General features: G+C 41.3%; 16 protein-coding genes. 11 read left to right on the forward strand and 5 right to left on the reverse strand.

Going from position 1 to position 18,173, the window contains the following annotated elements; all coding sequences use genetic code 11:
- Nucleotides 1–13 precede the first annotated feature (13 nt).
- Together LM917_RS06190 and LM917_RS06195 are read right to left on the reverse strand one after the other, a co-directional pair.
- Nucleotides 14–1,309 carry a hemolysin family protein gene (locus LM917_RS06190; RefSeq protein ID WP_232696625.1) on the reverse strand — a complete coding sequence of 432 codons (1,296 nt, stop codon included), beginning with the start codon at nt 1,307–1,309 and terminating at the stop codon, nt 14–16.
- A gap of 287 nt (nt 1,310–1,596) precedes the next feature.
- A complete protein-coding gene (locus tag LM917_RS06195; protein WP_232696626.1) occupies nt 1,597–2,880 on the reverse strand; it encodes a stalk domain-containing protein in 1,284 nt (427 codons plus the stop codon).
- Nucleotides 2,881–3,193: 313 nt separating this feature from the next.
- Here LM917_RS06195 and LM917_RS06200 point away from each other — a divergent pair, with 313 nt between their 5' ends.
- The 9 genes from LM917_RS06200 to LM917_RS06240 all read left to right on the forward strand — a co-directional run bounded on the left by LM917_RS06200 (nt 3,194) and on the right by LM917_RS06240 (nt 12,807).
- On the forward strand, nt 3,194–3,394 hold the full coding sequence (locus tag LM917_RS06200) for a YwbE family protein (protein ID WP_232696627.1): 201 nt from the start codon (nt 3,194–3,196) through the stop codon (nt 3,392–3,394).
- Nucleotides 3,395–3,470: 76 nt separating this feature from the next.
- Nucleotides 3,471–4,085 (forward strand): YgaN family protein, encoded by a 615-nt coding sequence (locus tag LM917_RS06205; RefSeq protein ID WP_232696628.1) that lies wholly within the window; start codon nt 3,471–3,473, stop codon nt 4,083–4,085.
- A 179-nt stretch (nt 4,086–4,264) separates the two neighbouring features.
- Nucleotides 4,265–5,944, forward strand: coding sequence for an AraC family transcriptional regulator (locus LM917_RS06210; protein WP_232696629.1), 1,680 nt, complete (start codon nt 4,265–4,267; stop codon nt 5,942–5,944).
- A 69-nt stretch (nt 5,945–6,013) separates the two neighbouring features.
- Nucleotides 6,014–7,009: an ABC transporter substrate-binding protein gene (locus LM917_RS06215; protein ID WP_232696630.1), complete on the forward strand. Its 996-nt coding sequence runs from the start codon at nt 6,014–6,016 to the stop codon at nt 7,007–7,009.
- The gene (locus LM917_RS06220; protein WP_232696853.1) at nt 7,009–8,022 is read left to right on the forward strand and encodes a FecCD family ABC transporter permease; all 1,014 of its coding nucleotides are present in this window, start codon (nt 7,009–7,011) and stop codon (nt 8,020–8,022) included. Before LM917_RS06215 ends, LM917_RS06220 begins: the two co-directional genes overlap by 1 nt.
- On the forward strand, nt 8,015–9,043 hold the full coding sequence (locus LM917_RS06225; RefSeq protein ID WP_232696631.1) for a FecCD family ABC transporter permease: 1,029 nt from the start codon (nt 8,015–8,017) through the stop codon (nt 9,041–9,043). The genes LM917_RS06220 and LM917_RS06225 overlap by 8 nt, the downstream gene beginning before the upstream one ends.
- A gap of 48 nt (nt 9,044–9,091) precedes the next feature.
- Nucleotides 9,092–9,910, forward strand: a complete 819-nt coding sequence (locus LM917_RS06230; RefSeq protein WP_232696632.1) for an alpha/beta hydrolase — start codon at nt 9,092–9,094, stop codon at nt 9,908–9,910.
- 237 nt (nt 9,911–10,147) lie between these two features.
- The gene (locus LM917_RS06235; protein WP_232696633.1) at nt 10,148–11,887 is read left to right on the forward strand and encodes a methyl-accepting chemotaxis protein; all 1,740 of its coding nucleotides are present in this window, start codon (nt 10,148–10,150) and stop codon (nt 11,885–11,887) included.
- A gap of 119 nt (nt 11,888–12,006) precedes the next feature.
- Complete coding sequence (locus tag LM917_RS06240; protein ID WP_232696634.1) at nt 12,007–12,807, forward strand: alpha/beta fold hydrolase; 801 nt, start codon at nt 12,007–12,009, stop codon at nt 12,805–12,807.
- 118 nt (nt 12,808–12,925) lie between these two features.
- Here the strand turns inward: LM917_RS06240 and LM917_RS06245 are convergent, their stop codons facing one another.
- The 3 genes from LM917_RS06245 to LM917_RS06255 are packed head-to-tail and all read right to left on the reverse strand — an operon-like array spanning nt 12,926 to nt 15,813.
- Nucleotides 12,926–13,747, reverse strand: coding sequence for an ABC transporter ATP-binding protein (locus tag LM917_RS06245; RefSeq protein ID WP_232696635.1), 822 nt, complete (start codon nt 13,745–13,747; stop codon nt 12,926–12,928).
- A 21-nt stretch (nt 13,748–13,768) separates the two neighbouring features.
- Nucleotides 13,769–14,806, reverse strand: a complete 1,038-nt coding sequence (locus LM917_RS06250) for a FecCD family ABC transporter permease (RefSeq protein WP_232696636.1) — start codon at nt 14,804–14,806, stop codon at nt 13,769–13,771.
- Nucleotides 14,803–15,813 carry a FecCD family ABC transporter permease gene (locus LM917_RS06255; RefSeq protein WP_232696637.1) on the reverse strand — a complete coding sequence of 337 codons (1,011 nt, stop codon included), beginning with the start codon at nt 15,811–15,813 and terminating at the stop codon, nt 14,803–14,805. Before LM917_RS06255 ends, LM917_RS06250 begins: the two co-directional genes overlap by 4 nt.
- Nucleotides 15,814–16,030: 217 nt before the next feature.
- On the opposite strand from LM917_RS06255, the gene LM917_RS06260 reads away from it, so the two are divergent.
- Both LM917_RS06260 and LM917_RS06265 read left to right on the forward strand, forming a co-directional pair.
- Nucleotides 16,031–17,020: an ABC transporter substrate-binding protein gene (locus tag LM917_RS06260; protein ID WP_232696638.1), complete on the forward strand. Its 990-nt coding sequence runs from the start codon at nt 16,031–16,033 to the stop codon at nt 17,018–17,020.
- Nucleotides 17,021–17,539: 519 nt separating this feature from the next.
- Nucleotides 17,540–18,151 (forward strand): DedA family protein, encoded by a 612-nt coding sequence (locus LM917_RS06265; RefSeq protein ID WP_232696639.1) that lies wholly within the window; start codon nt 17,540–17,542, stop codon nt 18,149–18,151.
- Nucleotides 18,152–18,173 lie beyond the last annotated feature (22 nt).

The raw sequence follows: 18,173 nt of genomic DNA on the forward strand, positions 1-18,173 counted from the left end.
AATATCCTCTATGTCACTTGTACACTTTCACTTTAGTAATTCGGCGATCATCTGCTTCTTCGATCGCAAAATGATAGCCGTTATATTCAACGATATGCATTCTGTCTTGCACGGTTGGCATGCCACCCAGTTGACCAATGAGGAACCCGCTCAGTGTATCGTATTGATTGGTTGGAAATTTAATATCCAATAATTTTTCCATATCATATAGACTCAGAAAACCTTTAACTATATAGGTATCCGTATCTATTTCAATTACCTCAGGCTCATCCATGTCGAACTCGTCAGAGATGTTCCCGACGATTTCTTCCAGCAAGTCTTCCATCGTGACAATACCAGCAATTCCTCCATATTCGTCTATGGCAACAGCCAGATGTACCTTTCTCTTTTGTAGATCTTTGAATAAAATATCTGTTTTTCTTGATTCAGGTACAAAATAAGGTTTCCGAATCATATTTTTCAAATGAAAATCTTCTTTTGTTCCTTTTTCCATAAATTGAAGCACGTCTTTTACATACAAAATCCCAACAATCTCATCAATGGTATCAGCGTATACAGGTAACCTGGAGTATTTCTCCTCATTTATGATTTGAAGTACCTCATGTAATGGAGCGGTTATGGGAATACCGATAATTTTCGTTCGATGGGTCATGATATCAGATACCGTTTTATTATCGAAATCAAAGATATTGTTGATCATCATTTTTTCGGTATTTTGTATGGCTCCCGATTCTTCTCCTACATCAACCATAATACGTATTTCTTCCTCTGTAACTTCCTCGTTGTTGGCATTAGGATCGATACCAAATAGCCTTACTAAAAAGTTTGTGGAAAACGTAAGGAATTTTACAAACGGGTTGGTTACTTTAGAAAGAATCGTTAACGGTCCTACGACAACCATGGAGATAGGCTCCGCCTTTTGCATGGCTATCCTCTTAGGAACAAGTTCCCCAAATACGAGCGTAAAATAGGATAGGACCAAGGTAATCATAATAACGGAAATACTATCGAGCACCTTCATAGGGAGGGGAACTCCCAAATTAGATAAAAAAGTAGCCAATTGATGGGAAAAGCTATCGGCAGCAAATGCACTGGCAAGGAAACCTGCAAGTGTTATTCCAATTTGTATCGTAGCTAAAAATCGACTTGGTTCTTTTAATAGGTTAAGCAACATAATTGCTTTTTTATTTCCGGATTCCGCCATCTTTTTTACTTTGTTATCGTTTAATGATATTAAGGCGATTTCCGAAGCGGCAAAAAAAGCATTTAGCAATATTAATGCGCCGAGAATTACTATCTCCGTATACACTCTTCATTCCTCCAACTGGCTTTTGAATCTACTATCGGTTTGATACCGTTTAACATAACTTCTGATCTTTATGATTACGATAAACTAGTGAAATAGTTTCATAGTAATACTCACCATACAAAATGCATCTCCATTGTAACACCGTATACCTATACTAAGATTCTAATTACGGAACGAATTGTTGAAATTACGAGATTCATGCATACAAAAAAAGCCGTGCAACGATATCTCTGTTACACGGCCATTATAACTATATCAGCACATACCAACCTGATAAAAACACGTTACTAGTTTTCTACCTTCACAGTGGTTCGCAATGCATTCCACACTTGATCGGATAAAAGACCAAGGCGCCAGAGGGCAATTCCTTTGATATCCGTTCTTTTTGCAATGCCTACCTTATTTATGATTGATTTTTCGTTTTCGTGTGCCAGATTGATCCCAAGAAGTAGCTTTTCTTTTGGTACAACTGCTTTTGCCATCGTAACAGCCTGCATGACGCGATTGTCCGGCTCAGGAGAGTTGCCCTGTTGGTTGTAGTCATAAGCCATAATTATGATTTGATCAGCAATACTACCCAACGCTGCATAATCGTATCCGCTATAGGCTCCATTGAGGGGAGGTAAGCTAAGACTTAGCGTGAGATTTTCTTGTTTAAGCTGCTGAGATAGTATACGAATGAAGTTTGTATAACTGTCCTGTACCTTTTTGAGTTCGGCACCGCTTTCCGTTAAGCCGAGCCCTTCAAAATCAATATTGACCCCTTGAAAATTCCTCGCCTCTTGAACGATATTGGCAATGGCCGCTGCTTTGGCTTGATCGTTAGCTAATAGAGCAGTCAGCTCTCCGTTACCATCCGCCATGAAAATAGTCATTTCCGTTTTCATTCTGTATTGCTGAGCTACGGCAGGAACGTTCTGCCAATCACCAGGTTTTTGCCATCCGTATTTATTGTTGGTGACAAAATTTCCGTTCTGGTCCATGTAGTACCAACAGAATGCGAGTCTGCTAACCAAATCAGTGTTCCCAACAGAGGTATTTGGGTAATCCTGACGAAACAGATTTGTCCAGCTACTGGAACCAGTTGTCAAATTACCTAGTCCATAGTAACCCGTCACTTCCATGGAGGCAGGAGCTGTAAAAATACGAACCTGTTGTAAAGCTCCGTCCCATTCAGCGCGTGCGCCAAATGCTCCAGTGAAGAAACTGAGCGGAATTAAAGTTCTTCCTTTTAGGGTAAATGGAGCTGCATCCAGCTTCATTGCGTTCCCATTGACATAAGCTGTTGAGTTGTTGATCTGAAGTTGAATGTTTATGGTATCGGTTTTGGCATGTACCATTTGATTTTGGTTGTCCCAGGTTACGGGTACATGAAGGGCGTCTGCTACAGCCTTAAAAGGAACCATAACCCTGCCATTTTTGATAAGGGGTGCAACGTCAAATTCCACAGGTAATCCATCGATTAATACGGAAATAGTTTTAGGTGCCGATGCGGCAAACACCAAAGAACCTGAGGCGCTTCCTGTAATAAACAGAAGGAGCGACAGGAATGCTAGTATTATTTTTTTCATGTGATCTTCTCCCATATTTCCAAAAATTTATTTCACTCCCTTCATTATGTCATTATGGAGAGAAGAAAAAAATAAAAAATTAATAATAGATGTATCATATTCCTGTCATATCTGAAAAAGGTGCATCATTCTCTAGATTGTCTAATGCTTAATTGTTCTGTCCACATACTCTGCATATTGTGGTGTCGTTAATAGAGGTTTACTATATAGAAACAATGTTTATTTTGAGGAGATATAAAATATAGGTGATACCGTTATGATTTGATTGATGAACAGGTAATCATACAAAATAGAAGTGAAAGGTTGTGAAGATATGAATGGGAAAAATCGAAAAGATATCGTGAGCGGTTTAGAAGTGGAGATCGTTTTAAAAGAGGATCAACGAACAGGAAAACGAACAAGAGGAATTGTGAAAGATATTTTGACAAATTCCAGCACGCATCCACATGGAATAAAAGTACGATTAACCAATGGGCTAGTTGGGAGGGTACAAGAAATAATAGGGAGAGAGTAAGATAGATTCATACTTCTATTCTTTTATTCGCTATAATGGAAGGAATGATAGATGTAGAGGGGAGAAGGGGGAAGCCATGAAGAAACTGATGAAAGCCTTCTTTTGTGTACTTATGATTCTAGTCTTATCAGCTTGCTCGCAAGAAAAAATTAGTATACCTTCCAGTGAAATAGCGCCAATAGAGTTAACAGAGAATGAAAAAGCATTGTTAGATTTAGTGGGATTTGATGAGTCGAATATTTCTATCTTCGAGTATACAGGTGATGATCAACTTAAAAGTGTTACATTTTGGCTTGAAGCCTATCATAATGGTGTAAAAGAAGATCTAGTTACTTCGAATGAACTCATAGAGCGACAAGGAAAAATAGCTATCAAAGTTGATACAACCGACAAATTCGAATGGATGATTACCATACAGGATAAGAAAGGGAGTTCTCGTTCTACGTATAATTTGGATGGGCAAAAACCTTCCACGAAAGAACAAGATTTTTCCATGAGCAGTACCAAACTAGCAGAACGAGTTGAGATAAAACCAGATCAAGAAATTGTGTTAGCCGTACATATTTTGGAGACTGGAAACAGTGTATCTGTATACTCCCCACAATACTATGTGGAAAGCCCCGAAACTCTTAAGGAGTATGATCACATTTATCTTCTAAAGTGTAAATTTTCCTCTAATGAACTTGAATAAGAGTAGTAAAAAAGATTGGTACTGTTAGATAAGTAACCAATCTTTTTTTATGTGAAAATGCTAGATAAAGAACTGATTATATATATTTATTATCTCTACCAAATATTGCGAATGATAGTCATTATCAATATAATAGGACATGTGATCTTTATCATGACGATATTGGTGGTGATACCCGAATGGATGATGTCATAAGCAACACTTGCTTGGATGACTATATGTATAGATTGCGCTCGGTGGAGCATGTACAGGGGTTTAACAAAGAGACGCAGATCACGCAACAATTTCCATTATCTTATTCGCTTTTCGTTGTGACGAGCGGAGAAGTGGAATTGGTTCTGGACCACCAGCACGCCGTGATTGATCGTCATTCTGTATATGTTGGTTTGCCGGAGAATACCTATGGAGCTGTCGTTTCCAGTGCGGGATTGGAGATGTACATTTTTCATTTTGATGTGTACCGGTATAGGGGTGACGATACGAGCAGCTTACAGCAGATCAAGGATGCTCAGCTGTTTTGGCCTCGGGGAAAGATCGTGATAAATCCACTCAATGGGCTTGCGGCTATGTGTGAAGAGCTGTACCGAAGATGGAATCATAAAGAAAATCGAGAGATATTTCGTTGTCAGATCGATTTTCAGGAGATTCTTCATTACATCTATAAATTTCAATTGCACGCGGCAACAAATTCATTCTCAGCACTAGAGCAAGCCAAGCAGTATATTGAAGATCATTACACAGAATCGTTATTGATCGAGCAGCTGGCACAGGTGGCGAAGCTTAGTCCCAAGTATTTTGTCGATTTGTTCAAAAAGCGCTATGGAAAAAGCTCGATGGAATACGTAGCAGAGCTCCGATTGCAGGAAGCGAAGCGGCTAATGGCACAATCGGATGCCAAGTTGCGAGAGATTGCACACAGGGTAGGTTACGCGGATGAATTCTATTTCAGTCGTAAATTCAAGAAGGAGATCGGTGTAACGCCAACTCAGTATATGAACCACCGCCGTCGTAAGTTGGTTACTTATCAGTCGGGACTTATCGGCCATATGATTGCGCTTAACATCATTCCGTATGCAGCACCGCTTCATCCGAAGTGGTCGGAAAACTATTATCGAAACTATCGAGATGAGATTCCAATCCATTTGAGCGCATATCGATATAATCAGGACTGGCAACAGAATATTAATCAACTACATCAGCTCTCTGCCGATCTCATTATTGCATTGGATGAACTAGAAGAGTCAGAGCGACAAGCACTTGAGCATATTACCACTGAACTCTGCTTTGTTCAAACGAATATGAATTGGCGGGAACAGCTGCGGTTCATAGCAAAAAGGTTAGGAGAGACATGGCAGGCGGAGAAGTGGCTCAGAGAGTTTGATCATAAAGTGCAGGAAGCGAAGAAACGACTTAAGCAGTCCATGCATCAGGACACGTTCTTAGTACTTCGCTTGGCCAACAAGCAGCTGAGCTTATATTGTAACCGAGGCATGGCCAGTATTCTCTATCAGGACTTAGAACTAGCTCCGGCTTATGAATGTGAGGTGACGATCTATACTAAGAGCATAACGCTAGAGGAGATTCATTGCTTGAATCCAGATCATATTCTACTGCTGGTTCGTCAGGATAGCGATACGTTGGAGCATTGGGTGCACCTGCAGAACAACCCGCAATGGCAAGCGGTTACTGCTGTCCATCGCAAACGTGTTCATCTCATTTCTTCTGATCCTTGGCGAGAATATTCTGCACATGCACAGCTTCGCATGCTGGATCAGCTTATTCAACTGTTAACAGAAGATCATCCATCACATTTCAGGATTTTGTCCATGGATGAGAATAAACCCTATCTCTATACTTAAGATAATGATAATCATTATCAAATATAGTGTGTCGTAAACTGGTTTAACGAGAGGGGTATTACTAGAAAGATGAAAAAGTTACTTAGCATGATAAGTATGCTGGCATTATTCATGGTTATTCTGACAGCGTGCGGAAACAACAATACAGCTAGCCAGCCGGCTTCGACAGCGATTGAGGGTGCGGCAAGTAGCGAACAATCGACTTCCGCAAGCGAGGGGACAAGCGAACGAACGATTGAGTATTTGGGGAAAACCTATACAGTCCCTATGAAAGTAGAACGAATCGTCATTACTGGTTCGATGGAAGCACATGAAGATGCGCTTGTTCTCGATGTGCATCCAGTTGGAGCGGTTACGGTTACGGGCAAGTTTCCGGAGCGCTACGCAGCTATTACCGATCAGGCAGAATCGATCGGAGAGAAGTCAGAGCCTAATTTTGAGACTATTTTGAAGCTCAAGCCGGATGTGATTCTGGGCACAACGAAATTTCCAAAAGAAACTGTCGAGCAATTAAATAAAATTGCCCCTACGATTCCCGTATCCCACATTGCAACAGATTGGGAGAATAATCTACTGATGCTTGGTGAATTAACCGGGAAACGTGCTCAAGCTGAACAGGAAATTTCCAAATATAAAACGAGTATTGAGTCAGCTAAACGAACGCTGTCAGACAAGCTGAAGGATAAGCAGGTGGTTGCACTCCGTGTTCGCTCAAGTCAATTATTCATGTATTCTCCGCCCGTTTTCTTGAATCCCATTTTGTATGAGGACCTTGGTCTAAAGGTGCCTGAAACGGTAGCGGCTTCTAAATCTCAGGAAGCGATCTCGGTTGAACAGCTGGCAGCGATGAACCCAGATTATTTGTTCATTCAATTCTTAACGAATGAGAATAAGGATTCACAGAATGCCCTCCCAGATGTGCTTGATAATCCTATCGTACAAAAGATTAAGGCTATTAAAGAAAAACATGTATACGTAAATATTATTGATCCGCTCGCTGAAGGTGGTCCTGTATGGAGCCGGACACAATTCTTGAATGCGATGATGGAAAAACTTGTCCAGTGATGCCCACGAGTTCAGGAATCAAATCTATCAGGTTGATAGGAATGGGGATTATTTTAATCGTCATGACTATTATCACGTCAGTACTCTTTGGGACGAAATCGATTGATGCTGAAACGGTGTGGAACGCTATATTTCATTATGACTCGGAAAATTTAGAGCATCTTATCATTCGTACCTCCAGAATACCACGTGTAGTTGGAGCCTTATTAATAGGAGCTTTCTTAGCTGTATCGGGTGCTTTAATGCAGGGGATGACAAGAAATTATCTTGCATCCCCTTCCATTATGGGAGTGTCGGATGGGTCCGCATTCGTTATCACGTTATGTATGATTTTCATACCTGGTAGTTCTTCCATGTCGATGATTATGTATTCCTTGATTGGTTCTGCGTTTGGAGCGTTTCTTGTGTTTGGAGCGGCGCGACTGTTGCCGGGAGGAATGTCACCCATTACGTTAGCGGTTCTGGGTACAATAATAGGCACGTTTCTAAGTGGGATCTCACAAGCGTTATCGACTTATTATCAGGTGTCACAAAATATAAGCTTCTGGTACAATGCTCGCCTGCATCAGATAGATCCAGAAATCATCAAACTATCAATACCGTTTGCGATTGTTGGTCTTGCAATCGCATTCTTGGTGGCTCGCTGGATTACGGCGCTGTCGCTTGGTGATGAGTTGGCGATAGGACTTGGTGTAAAGATTAATCTAATTAAAGCGTTAACGATGCTAAGTGTCATTATATTGACCGGTATTTCCGTTGCGATCGCAGGAAAGGTCGCTTTTATCGGATTGATTATTCCACACATTACACGCTTTTTGGTCGGACAGGATTATAGACGAATTGTCCTTTATGGTGCTTTACTTGGAGCGCTTTTCCTCGCATGGTGCGATCTGATTAGCCGGTTTGTGAATTATCCGTTTGAAACGCCGATCGGTGTTGTGACTGCGCTATTTGGTGTGCCTTATTTCCTCTACTTAATTAAGACGAGGGGAGGGGGCAAGCAACTTGATTAATTTATCACAGGAAAGACGATTCAGGAACGTTATCCTTGTGGCTTGTGTTTTGATTATTTGCGGGATATACGTGAGTCTCACGAATGGAACGTTCGATTTATCTGCTGCCGATGTTATTCGAACATTACTTCGGATTCATCCAACGAAAGAGTATGACCTTGTCATTTTCGATTTTAGGTTACCTCGTATTCTCATTGGTGCTTTGGTGGGCTTTGGTTTGGGTATCGCAGGTGCAGTACTACAAGGTATTACAAAAAATCCGCTTGCCGATCCAGGCATTCTAGGAATTCATGCGGCGGCAGGAGCATCGGTTGTCATAGGTATGTTTTTGTTTCATGGAACGTTTAAGGGTTCTAGCTGGATGGCAGTGATGACAATGCCAATGTTCGGATGGATTGGTGGGATCGCAGCTGTTGTCCTGCTGTATATGTTCGCAAGGCGTCATGGTGAATTTGATCCCGAGCGATTAATATTGGTGGGAATTGCGCTAGGTTCAGGTTTCGGGGCGCTTACAATCTTTATCTCATTAAAAATGAACCCGCAAGATTTCGAGATGGCGACGGTGTGGCTGTCGGGCAGCATATATAGCGCTACTTGGAAGCATGTAGTGACGACATTGCCATGGATTGTGATATTGGTACCGATTATATGGAGAAGAGCGTATATCCTCGATATCATGCAATTGGGTGAAATAAGCTTGAAGGGAGTGGGCGTTCAGCCTAACAAGGAAAGACAAATTCTGCTCTTGTGCTGTGTTGGATTGGTCAGTGCTTGCGTAGCTGTCTCTGGGAGTATTGGCTTCGTCGGATTGATTGCCCCACATATTGCGAGGCGATTAGTCGGGATCCACTACAAATATATCGTTCCAGCCTGTGGATTAATTGGAATGTTGATGGTCATCATCGGGGATTTGATAGGCAAAACTATTTTTGCCCCTGCCCAGCTCCCGGTCGGAATTGTCATTTCCATCATCGGAGTTCCTTATTTTCTTTACCTGCTGTATCAGGCTAGAAAAAGGTAATCTTTTAGTCATCACACTCGAATCATCCATGAATAGGGGAGATCACGCATGAACAATGAACGAGGTCGCTCGGCATTCGCCATTCCGGGAGCGGAGCAATGGGAGCTGACAAGCCAAGCCGGTGATGATTATCGAATCATGGTATGGACACCAGAAACCGCTGTGCCAGAGGATGGATTTCCGATCATCTATATGTTGGATGCGAATGCAGCCTTCGGAACGATGGCGGAGACCGTTCGTTTACTCAGTATGGGGCCTTATCGAATTGAGCCGTCTATCGTGGTCGGCATTGGTTATAATATTGATCAACCTCTCCATACAGAGCGAAGATTTTATGATTATACTGTCTATGCCAGTGAAGACGAACTACCTCCGCGTAAGGATAAGTCTCCGTGGCCTCTAACAGGCGGTGCAGAACACTTTCTGCAGTTCATTGAGCAAGAACTTAAGCCTTTGATTGAACAAACGTATACAGTGAATCGAAGTCGCCAAATGCTGTTTGGACATTCACTCGGTGGATTGTTTGCCTTGTATACATTGTTTATGAAGGGGGAAGCTTTTCAGTTTTATGTTGCGGGCAGTCCTTCAATCTGGTGGAAAAATGAACATATTGTCCCGTATACGGAGCAACTGATCGCAGAAGCACAGCGTTCTCCCTTGCATTCCTCACTCTTCATTGGGGTAGGGAGTTTAGAGAAGCCTCATATGGTTCGCGATGCAAGGCTCATGTATGAACGATTGAGCGCTGCGGACATACCTGGCTTCAGTGTCCAGTATCGTTGCTTCGAAGATGAGGGGCACCTATCTATAGTTACACCTCTTATTGGTCGGGCGATTCGCTTTGCAGATCAGGGGAATCAAGTCTGAGTAGCCAAAGTATGCTGATATATCAGGATATAACAAGAGAATCTTGGGTAAAATGCATGTTCCAGCATTTAATTCTACTTGTGGAAAAAAGATACAAAATTACAACAAATCAATTAAATTTAAAGCAGTGTTACTTAATTTGTAATGATATTCACTGAAAACGCTTCCTTTCTTATGGTAGTTTACTGAGTAGATAAGATAAAAGTAAGTGCGTAAGGAAGGGAGAAACACATAGGTATGAATAATCTCTTACGTAACGTTTCAATTTTTAGGAGAATCTTGATTCTGATTACAATGGTATTATTCTTTATTATCGCAATTGGCGGAACAGGACTTTATTACATGGGCAGTATGGCAGATAAATCAGAGGTTATGTATACCGATCGTTACTTGCCTTTGGAATGGTTAGATGAGATTCGACTTAATCATCAGATTACTGAATCCCTAGCGATGGACTTGATGCTCGATACCTCTGATGAAAAAGGAACAATGTTTATTGAACAAGTCTCAGCATTACGTGAACGAAATGATGAGCTAATGCAGAAATACAGTTTAAAAGTGTTAACTTCTAGGGAAAAAGAGATTCTAGCCAAATACGATGAACTGAAAAATGTTTATCGAGAGGAAATAAATCGTGTTATCCAAATGGGAAGCACCAATCAAAATGAAGAAGCGTATCTCTATTATAATCAAAACGTTCGAGAGGCCAGAGAGAAGCTAGATGGAAGCCTCTCTGAACTGATAAATGAAAATCGGAATCTCATTAAGAGCCTAAAAGACTCGATTAACTCAAAGGTCTTTGAAGCAAACTCCGTTTTTGGTGGGGCAATTCTGGTCATTCTTGTTATTTTGGTTATCGTAGGAATAAGCATTGCCCGATCGATTTCGAAACCATTGAAAGAATTACAGGCTGTAATGAAAGAAGCAGAAAATGGGGATTTGAGTGTAGAAGGAACATATATATCGAAGGATGAGATTGGTTGTCTTTCTTACTCCTTTAACATGATGTTGTCGTCTATTAGACAAGTCATCACTCAAATTACGCATCACTCTCAACAATTAGCTGCATCGTCTGAACAGCTAACAGCCAGTTCCGAGCAATCTAGCCTTGTTAATGAACATATCGCTGAGAAAATTAGTGAAATCGCTGAAGGAGCAATCGAACAGGGAAGTAGTATTGCAGGAATATCTGAGCAGATTCAAGAGCTTTTTGCCAATGTGCAACAGATTGATTCGTCCATTCAAGCAATCAATGAGCATAATCAAAGTACTGTTGGACAAGCAGCAGAAGGGAATGCACTTGTACAAAAAGTAACACAACAAATGGAATTGATTCAAACATCGATGAAGTTATTGGAAAAAGTCATTCAATCTCTGAGTAATAAATCTGCCGAGATTGCCAAAATAATTGAAGCAATATCTAGCATATCTTCTCAAACCAATCTCTTATCTCTAAATGCTGCGATTGAAGCGGCAAGGGCAGGCGAGCATGGAAGAGGCTTCGCCGTTGTAGCTGATGAAGTACGTAAACTTGCCGAGCAATCAGAAAACGCGACAATGGAAATAGACGAAGTGCTCACAGTGGTTCAAGAAGAAATGAGAGAAGCGGTTAAATCAATGCAGACAACCAATAAAGAGGTCCTAGAGGGGATTGCAGCTGTAGACATTAGCTCAGTTATGTTTGCTATGATTCATGAAGCCATCAGTGAGGCTTCGACCCAGTTTGAAAATATTACGGTAGCCATGCAAAATATTACGAATAACGCAGTAATTGTAGTGGAATCAGTTGGGAAGTTCTCACAAGTGGCGGATGATGCTGCAGCGAGCACAGAACAAGTGTCGGCAGCAACAGAGGAACAGCTAGGTTCAACACAGGAGATTGCCTCCGCAGCGGGTTCTCTGTCTCAAATGGCAGAAGACATGCAGGAGATCATTCAGGAATTTTCTATTAGCAAGCAAGTGAAGAAACAGGAGTAGAATTACAATGAAGATGAGCTACTCTACCGAGTTTAGCTCATCTTTTTTGTACGTAGAGAGTAGCAAGCTTTTCGACATGATGTCCCCTCCTGTATAATAACGCGTAGGGGGTTAGCACATTGATTCATTACAAAACATACATACGTGGAGAAAACTGTGAATGGGTTACCTTTGTGCATGGAGCAGGAGGTAGTTCATCAATTTGGTATAAACAGATTAAAGCTTTCAGAGAGGATTACAACATTTTATTAGTAGACCTTAGAGGTCATGGCAAATCTAAAAATGCGAAACGGAACTGGGCTACGAAATATACGTTTGCTGACTTGAGTAAAGATATCATTGAGGTACTAAACCATTTGCAAATCCAATCCACGCATTTTGTTGGCATATCTCTAGGTACGATTATGATTCAGATAATTGCGAAGAAATATCCTTCTAAAATATGTTCTATGGTATTGGGTGGCGCTGTTACAAGGTTAAATTTTCGTTCTCAGGTGTTAATTACGCTTGGTAACACGGTGAAACACTTCGTTCCATATATGTGGCTATACCGTCTTTTTGCTTGGGTGATCATGCCTAGTAAAAGACATAAAGAGTCGAGGTCTCTATTTGTCAGAGAAGCTAAAAAACTATGCCAAAATGAGTTCAAGAGATGGTTTAAACTGACCAAAGGTGTTAATTCGTTTTTACACGGTCTGCTATCAAAAGAGCTTCCTATTCCTACCTTGTACATCATGGGGAATGAGGATCATATGTTTTTGCCGTCTGTTCAAGCGTATACAAATAAAATGGTATTTTCAAAATTAGTTTTGGTTTCTAACTCGGGTCATGTTGTGAACGTAGATCAGCCGGAGGAATTTAATCGAATTTCAATACGATTTATTCAAGACCAAAAGCAGGCAGTGAATGCTGTCGTATAGTCGTTGTTAGGTGGTAGAACAAGGAAGATAAATGATAGCTTGCCTATTATAGATTTACATAAAAAAAGGTGCTGTCCCAATAAGGGATGAGCACCTTTTTTGGTAGGATTCGCAAGCCTTAGATAACCTCAGCTTTTTTGCGAGGGATATTTGCCAACCGATTTTTACTATATGGAATACACATTGGCGTGTCGTATAAGGGATCGAGCGTGATCTGACAATCCATATCAAATACAGTACGTACTAATTCCTCCGTCATTACCTCTTCTGGGGGACCCTCTGCATAAACAGTCTGATCATGAACAGCAATAATGTGATGGGCATAGCGGCAAGCCAAGTTCAAATCATGCAGGACCATAATGATTGTACGCTGTTCAGTTTGGTTTAATTCATCTAACAGATCAAGTATCTCAATTTGGTGAGACATATCTAAATAGGTAGTTGGTTCATCTAAAAGAATTGTTTCTGTACCTTGTGCCAAAGTCATGGCAATCCATGCTCGTTGTCTTTGACCACCGGATAAGGAATCAACTGGCCGATGAGCAAGTTCGGATAGCTGCGTAGCTTCCAGAGCTTTATTTACCATTTTCTCATCTTCCTCTGACCATTGTTGCAACCAGTTTTGGTACGGATATCGTCCTTGTTTCACTAATTGAAAGACGGTTAATCCTTCTGGAGCAGTTGGACCTTGTGGCAAAATGGATAAACGTTTTGCTACTTCCTTTGTAGAGCATTTGGCAATAGAGCTGCCGTCTAACAAGATAGCCCCTTCCTTTGGTTTCAGCAAACGTGCAAGGGACCTTAGTAAAGTCGATTTGCCACAACCATTACTGCCAATGAATACAGTAATCTTACCGCGAGGAATGGTTAAATCAAGCGATTCTATTATATTTTTTTCACCATAGGACAAGGTTAACTGACGGGTTTCCAGAGCATTCACGAGTTATCCGTCTCCTTTCATTTAGCGATTCCGGTTTTTATATAGTAGATAAATGAAAAACGGTGCACCAACCGCCGAAGTGAAAACACCAACAGGAACATCGACAGGGGCAAAAGCTACTCGGCCAATCAGATCAGCTACCAGCATAATGATTGACCCAATAAAAGTAGAAACAACGAGGACTCCACCAAACGATGGTCCAATGATTTGTTTTGCAATATGAGGGGCTAACAGAGCGACAAAGCTGATTTCACCACCTACAGAGACAGCAGTCCCAGTCAAGGCTGCGCAAATAATTAGTAATAAAAATCGATCTATTTGCAAACGGCTACCAACACTTACCGCGATATCGTCGCCTAAGTGTTGAATGTTTACTCTGCGTCCAAGAAGACCTGCAAGCAAAATCAGGCCTGCTGACCAAGGGAGAATCATGATCACATCTGACCAGTCAACACCATAGATACTTCCCGTTAACCAAAGAACCGCTTTGTTCTGGAGCATAAACGGGCTGAACATAATGAGAACAGTCACAATGGCGCTGGCAGCTATTTTTATCCCCACACCGATCAGAACCAGCCGGAATGGGGTGACTCCCTTTTTCCAAGCGACTACATACAAAAGTAAGGTAGCCAGAGTAGCTCCAAGAAATGCAATGGGTGGAAGCCATGTAATACTGGATGTTTCAAACCAGAGTAAAAAGGCAACGGCGGCAACAGAAGCGCCACCAGATATACCAAGAATATCAGGTGCAGCCAGCGGATTGCGAACAATGCCTTGCATAATCGAACCGGCAGCGGCAAGAGAAGCACCTACAAGGATAGCGATGACGATGCGAGGTAATCGAAATTGCTGAACAATTAATGCGTGTTGTTCGCTTCCCATACCGAGGAATACTTTTACCACATCAATTGGATGAATGTTCATCTCGCCCATACCCAGACTGATTACAGCAACAATAACTGTAAGGAAGGCGAAGATTACCGATACCCAGAGCGTCTTATTATGTAGATGCAGAGATAAAAGGTCTTTTTTTGTACGCAGTGCGTGGTAATTTCTCATCCTTTGCTGAGCCCCTTTCTGGCCACATAGATAAAGAACGGAATGCCAATAAGGGCAGTCATGACGCCGATAGGCACTTCCGCAGGCATGGCGATAAAGCGGGCGCCAAGATCGGCCGCAAGCAACAGGATAGAACCGAGTAACCCACTGTACAGCATAATCCATCGTGTATCATTCCCGACGAGATAGCGGGCAAGATGAGGCGTTATTAATCCTACAAATCCGATGGGACCAGCTACCGCGACTGCACTACCTGAAAGTAAAACAATAACAACACCCGTTATGATTTTAACCAGCATGGTTCGTTGCCCCAATCCTTTTGCCACGTCTTCTCCCATTAATAAGGTTTGAATCGGGCGAGCAAGCAGAAAAGCAGCGATCCAAGCGAGTAACATATAAGGTAGTACAGAAATCAAATAGTCTACATTACGTCCGCCAACAGAGCCAGATAACCAAAAAAGTACCTCATCCAGCGCTTTTTCATTAATAACCAGCATGCCATGACGCATAGAGGCAGCAAAAGCGGTAATAGCTGCACCCGCTAATGTTAGCTTAACGGGGGATAAACCTTCTCTACCAAATGAACCAAGAATGTAGACAATGATTCCAGCTATAGCAGATCCGGCAAAGGCGATCCATGTGAAAAGGGTGAGAGAGCTGATCCCAAAAAACGTGATGGCAATAACAACAAACAAGGCAGCTCCAGCGTTGAGTCCAAACAGTTCTGAGTCAGCAACTGGATTTCGTGTGAGGGATTGCAAGAGAGTTCCTGCAATTCCTAGAGAGAAGCCTACTGCAATTGCATTCAGTACACGAGGAACACGTACTTCCTTAATAATAATGTGTTCGTTCGTGCCGTTATAGTTGGTATAAGCCTCAACAGCATTCTGCCAACTAGTATCGATAACACCGAATATCAGGCTGGCATATGCCAGATATGCCATGAATAGTAGAATAATAAAAATTCCCGAAATTTTACTAAAAGAATTAGGCAACAAAGCTCTCATAAAGGTCTACATCCTTATCTCAATCTCTATCTCGTAAATATCCAATGGTTACAGTGCTTGATACAAATAAGTTTAGGATAAAAAGTGTTTTTTTGTCAATGAGGTTGATATTCGTTATCAATTAACGCTTGACTTAGGGGGTTTTTTGAATGTAGGATATTCACAGAAAATGAATGTAATTATCATTCTCATTCGGATATTGAAGGGAGACTTCATCATGTTTGTACGTACGTTACGGTCTTTTAGTGGTAAAGCATTTTTTCTTGTTCTCATGTCACTTTTCCTCCTTGTTACAGGGTGCGCAGGACAACAGCCAGTTAATCAAAAACCTGGGGATCAACCAACAGGTACGACCGGCAGTTCCGATAAAGCTTATACAGTAAAACACGCCATGGGTGAGACATCAATTCCAGGGACTCCTAAACGAGTTGTTGTTTTGACAACACAAGGTGTAGAAACAATGATTGCCTTGGGGGTTAAACCAGTTGGAGCGGTTGGTTCTTTCACTGATCCAACAAAATTTTATGACTTCGTAAAACCGGAACTGGAAGGCGTTACTGTCGTCGGTTCTGAATCCCAGCCTAGCTTAGAGGCAATTGCATCCTTGAAGCCTGACTTGATTTTAGGTATGAAGTTCCGTCATGAAAAGATCTACCAACAGCTAAGCGCAATTGCTCCAACGGTCTTCGTAGAAGAACCACGTGGTGACTGGAAAGAAAACTTCTCCTTATTTGCAGAAGCTGTTAATAAAAAGGCAGAAGGAGAAAAAATTCTGGCTGGCTGGGAGAAGCGTGTAGCTGATTTCAAAGTAAAAGCAGGAGATAAACTGACAACAGAAGTATCAGTCGTGCGCTTTATGCCAGGACGTGTACGCATCTATTATAAAAATACGTTTTTAGGTACGATCTTAAAAGAACTGGGTGTAGCCCGTCCAGCTTCTCAAGATAAAGACGAATTCGCAGATGAAGTTACCAAAGAACGAATTCCTGAGATGGATGGCGATATTATGTTCTACTTCTCCTATGAAACAGGAGATGGTGAAGCTAGCAAGCTTGAACAAGAATGGACCAATGATTCCCTTTGGAAAAATCTGAACGTCGTAAAGGCCAACAAGGTGTTCAAAGTGGACGATGTGATTTGGAATACATCTGGTGGTGTAATTGCAGCGAACAAAGTTCTGGATGAATTGGAAGGCTATTTTCTGTGAAAAACGTCTCGACGTTTTTCATGAAATTGGATATGACCGCTTGCGGTCTAACAAAACGGTCATGACCGTTTTGTTGAAGTAATAACGGGTCTATCAGGTGAATAGGGCTATATAGAGACAGGAGAGGCTGGACATGAATCGCGTCCAGCTTCTCCTGTTTTTTTACTTATAATTGTATACGAATGGTAAGTGTAACGGTTATTCTTTCATTACCGTCATTACTTGTATAAATACCACTTTGAGGTGGTTTTTTCTGTGGAAAATGTCTCGACGTTTTTTATAAAATTGGGATGTAACCGCTTGCGGTCCAACAAAACGGTCATGACCGTTTGTTATAAGCTGGCTTTGTACCACATATATTTTCATATGGTATAATTTTCAGGAAAGTACATGTTTAGGGATGAATGAATAGGCGAATTGATTGGGTACTTTTCTTGATTTTTGCCTTTGGTACATGCTCTGTTGTATTATTTTTGATATAAAACAGACGTGTAAATACTAATCAAAGAGGATTGTTACATGGAAAATTGGATCACGGAGATAATGAATCAATACGGTTACTTGGGAATTTTTCTATTGGTTGCAATAGAAAACCTATTTCCTCCCATTCCATCAGAAGTAATTCTGACATTTGGGGGATTCATGACCACAACCACAGATTTGCATATACTTGGTGTCATTGCAGCTTCAACATTGGGATCAATTGTGGGAGCAGTCATTCTATATGGCATAGGGTTACTTCTTGACGTGGAAAATCTCGAGAAAATTGTGGCTAAATGGGGCCATATTCTCCGTTTAAAAAAAGAAGATATTCATAAGGCAGATGCCTGGTTTGATAAGTATGGTGTCTGGACAGTGTTTTTCTGTAGATTTGTTCCGGTCATTAGGAGTCTAATCTCTATTCCGGCTGGTATGTCAAACATGAATTTTTGGCTGTTTCTCTTTTTAACGACGATCGGAACGTTAATTTGGAATTCTGTTCTGGTCTATGTTGGTGCAGCGTTTGGAGAGTCCTGGCATGACGTAGTTGGTTATTTAGATACGTATTCTAATATTATGTATGTGGTATTAATCGTATTATTTGTTGGGGGCGCGTACTGGTTTATTAAGTCGAGGAAGCAAAAAAAATAAGGAAGAGTATAAACGAGCAGGG

The organism is Brevibacillus daliensis, assembly GCF_021245735.1.
In the GTDB taxonomy this organism is placed as follows: domain Bacteria; phylum Bacillota; class Bacilli; order Brevibacillales; family Brevibacillaceae; genus Brevibacillus_B; species Brevibacillus_B daliensis.

Bases quoted from the DNA above. Each gene is read 5' to 3' on its own strand.
- LM917_RS06215 (WP_232696630.1), top strand. From the start codon at position 6,014: ATGAAAAAGTTACTTAGCATGATAAGTATGCTGGCATTATTCATGGTT.
- LM917_RS06210 (WP_232696629.1), top strand. From the start codon at position 4,265: ATGGATGATGTCATAAGCAACACTTGCTTGGATGACTATATGTATAGA.
- LM917_RS06205 (WP_232696628.1), top strand. From the start codon at position 3,471: ATGAAGAAACTGATGAAAGCCTTCTTTTGTGTACTTATGATTCTAGTC.
- LM917_RS06265 (WP_232696639.1), top strand. From the start codon at position 17,540: ATGGAAAATTGGATCACGGAGATAATGAATCAATACGGTTACTTGGGA.
- LM917_RS06235 (WP_232696633.1), top strand. From the start codon at position 10,148: ATGAATAATCTCTTACGTAACGTTTCAATTTTTAGGAGAATCTTGATT.
- LM917_RS06250 (WP_232696636.1), bottom strand. From the start codon at position 14,806: ATGAGAAATTACCACGCACTGCGTACAAAAAAAGACCTTTTATCTCTG.
- LM917_RS06255 (WP_232696637.1), bottom strand. From the start codon at position 15,813: ATGAGAGCTTTGTTGCCTAATTCTTTTAGTAAAATTTCGGGAATTTTT.
- LM917_RS06195 (WP_232696626.1), bottom strand. From the start codon at position 2,880: ATGAAAAAAATAATACTAGCATTCCTGTCGCTCCTTCTGTTTATTACA.
- LM917_RS06260 (WP_232696638.1), top strand. From the start codon at position 16,031: ATGTTTGTACGTACGTTACGGTCTTTTAGTGGTAAAGCATTTTTTCTT.
- LM917_RS06200 (WP_232696627.1), top strand. From the start codon at position 3,194: ATGAATGGGAAAAATCGAAAAGATATCGTGAGCGGTTTAGAAGTGGAG.
- LM917_RS06230 (WP_232696632.1), top strand. From the start codon at position 9,092: ATGAACAATGAACGAGGTCGCTCGGCATTCGCCATTCCGGGAGCGGAG.
- LM917_RS06220 (WP_232696853.1), top strand. From the start codon at position 7,009: ATGCCCACGAGTTCAGGAATCAAATCTATCAGGTTGATAGGAATGGGG.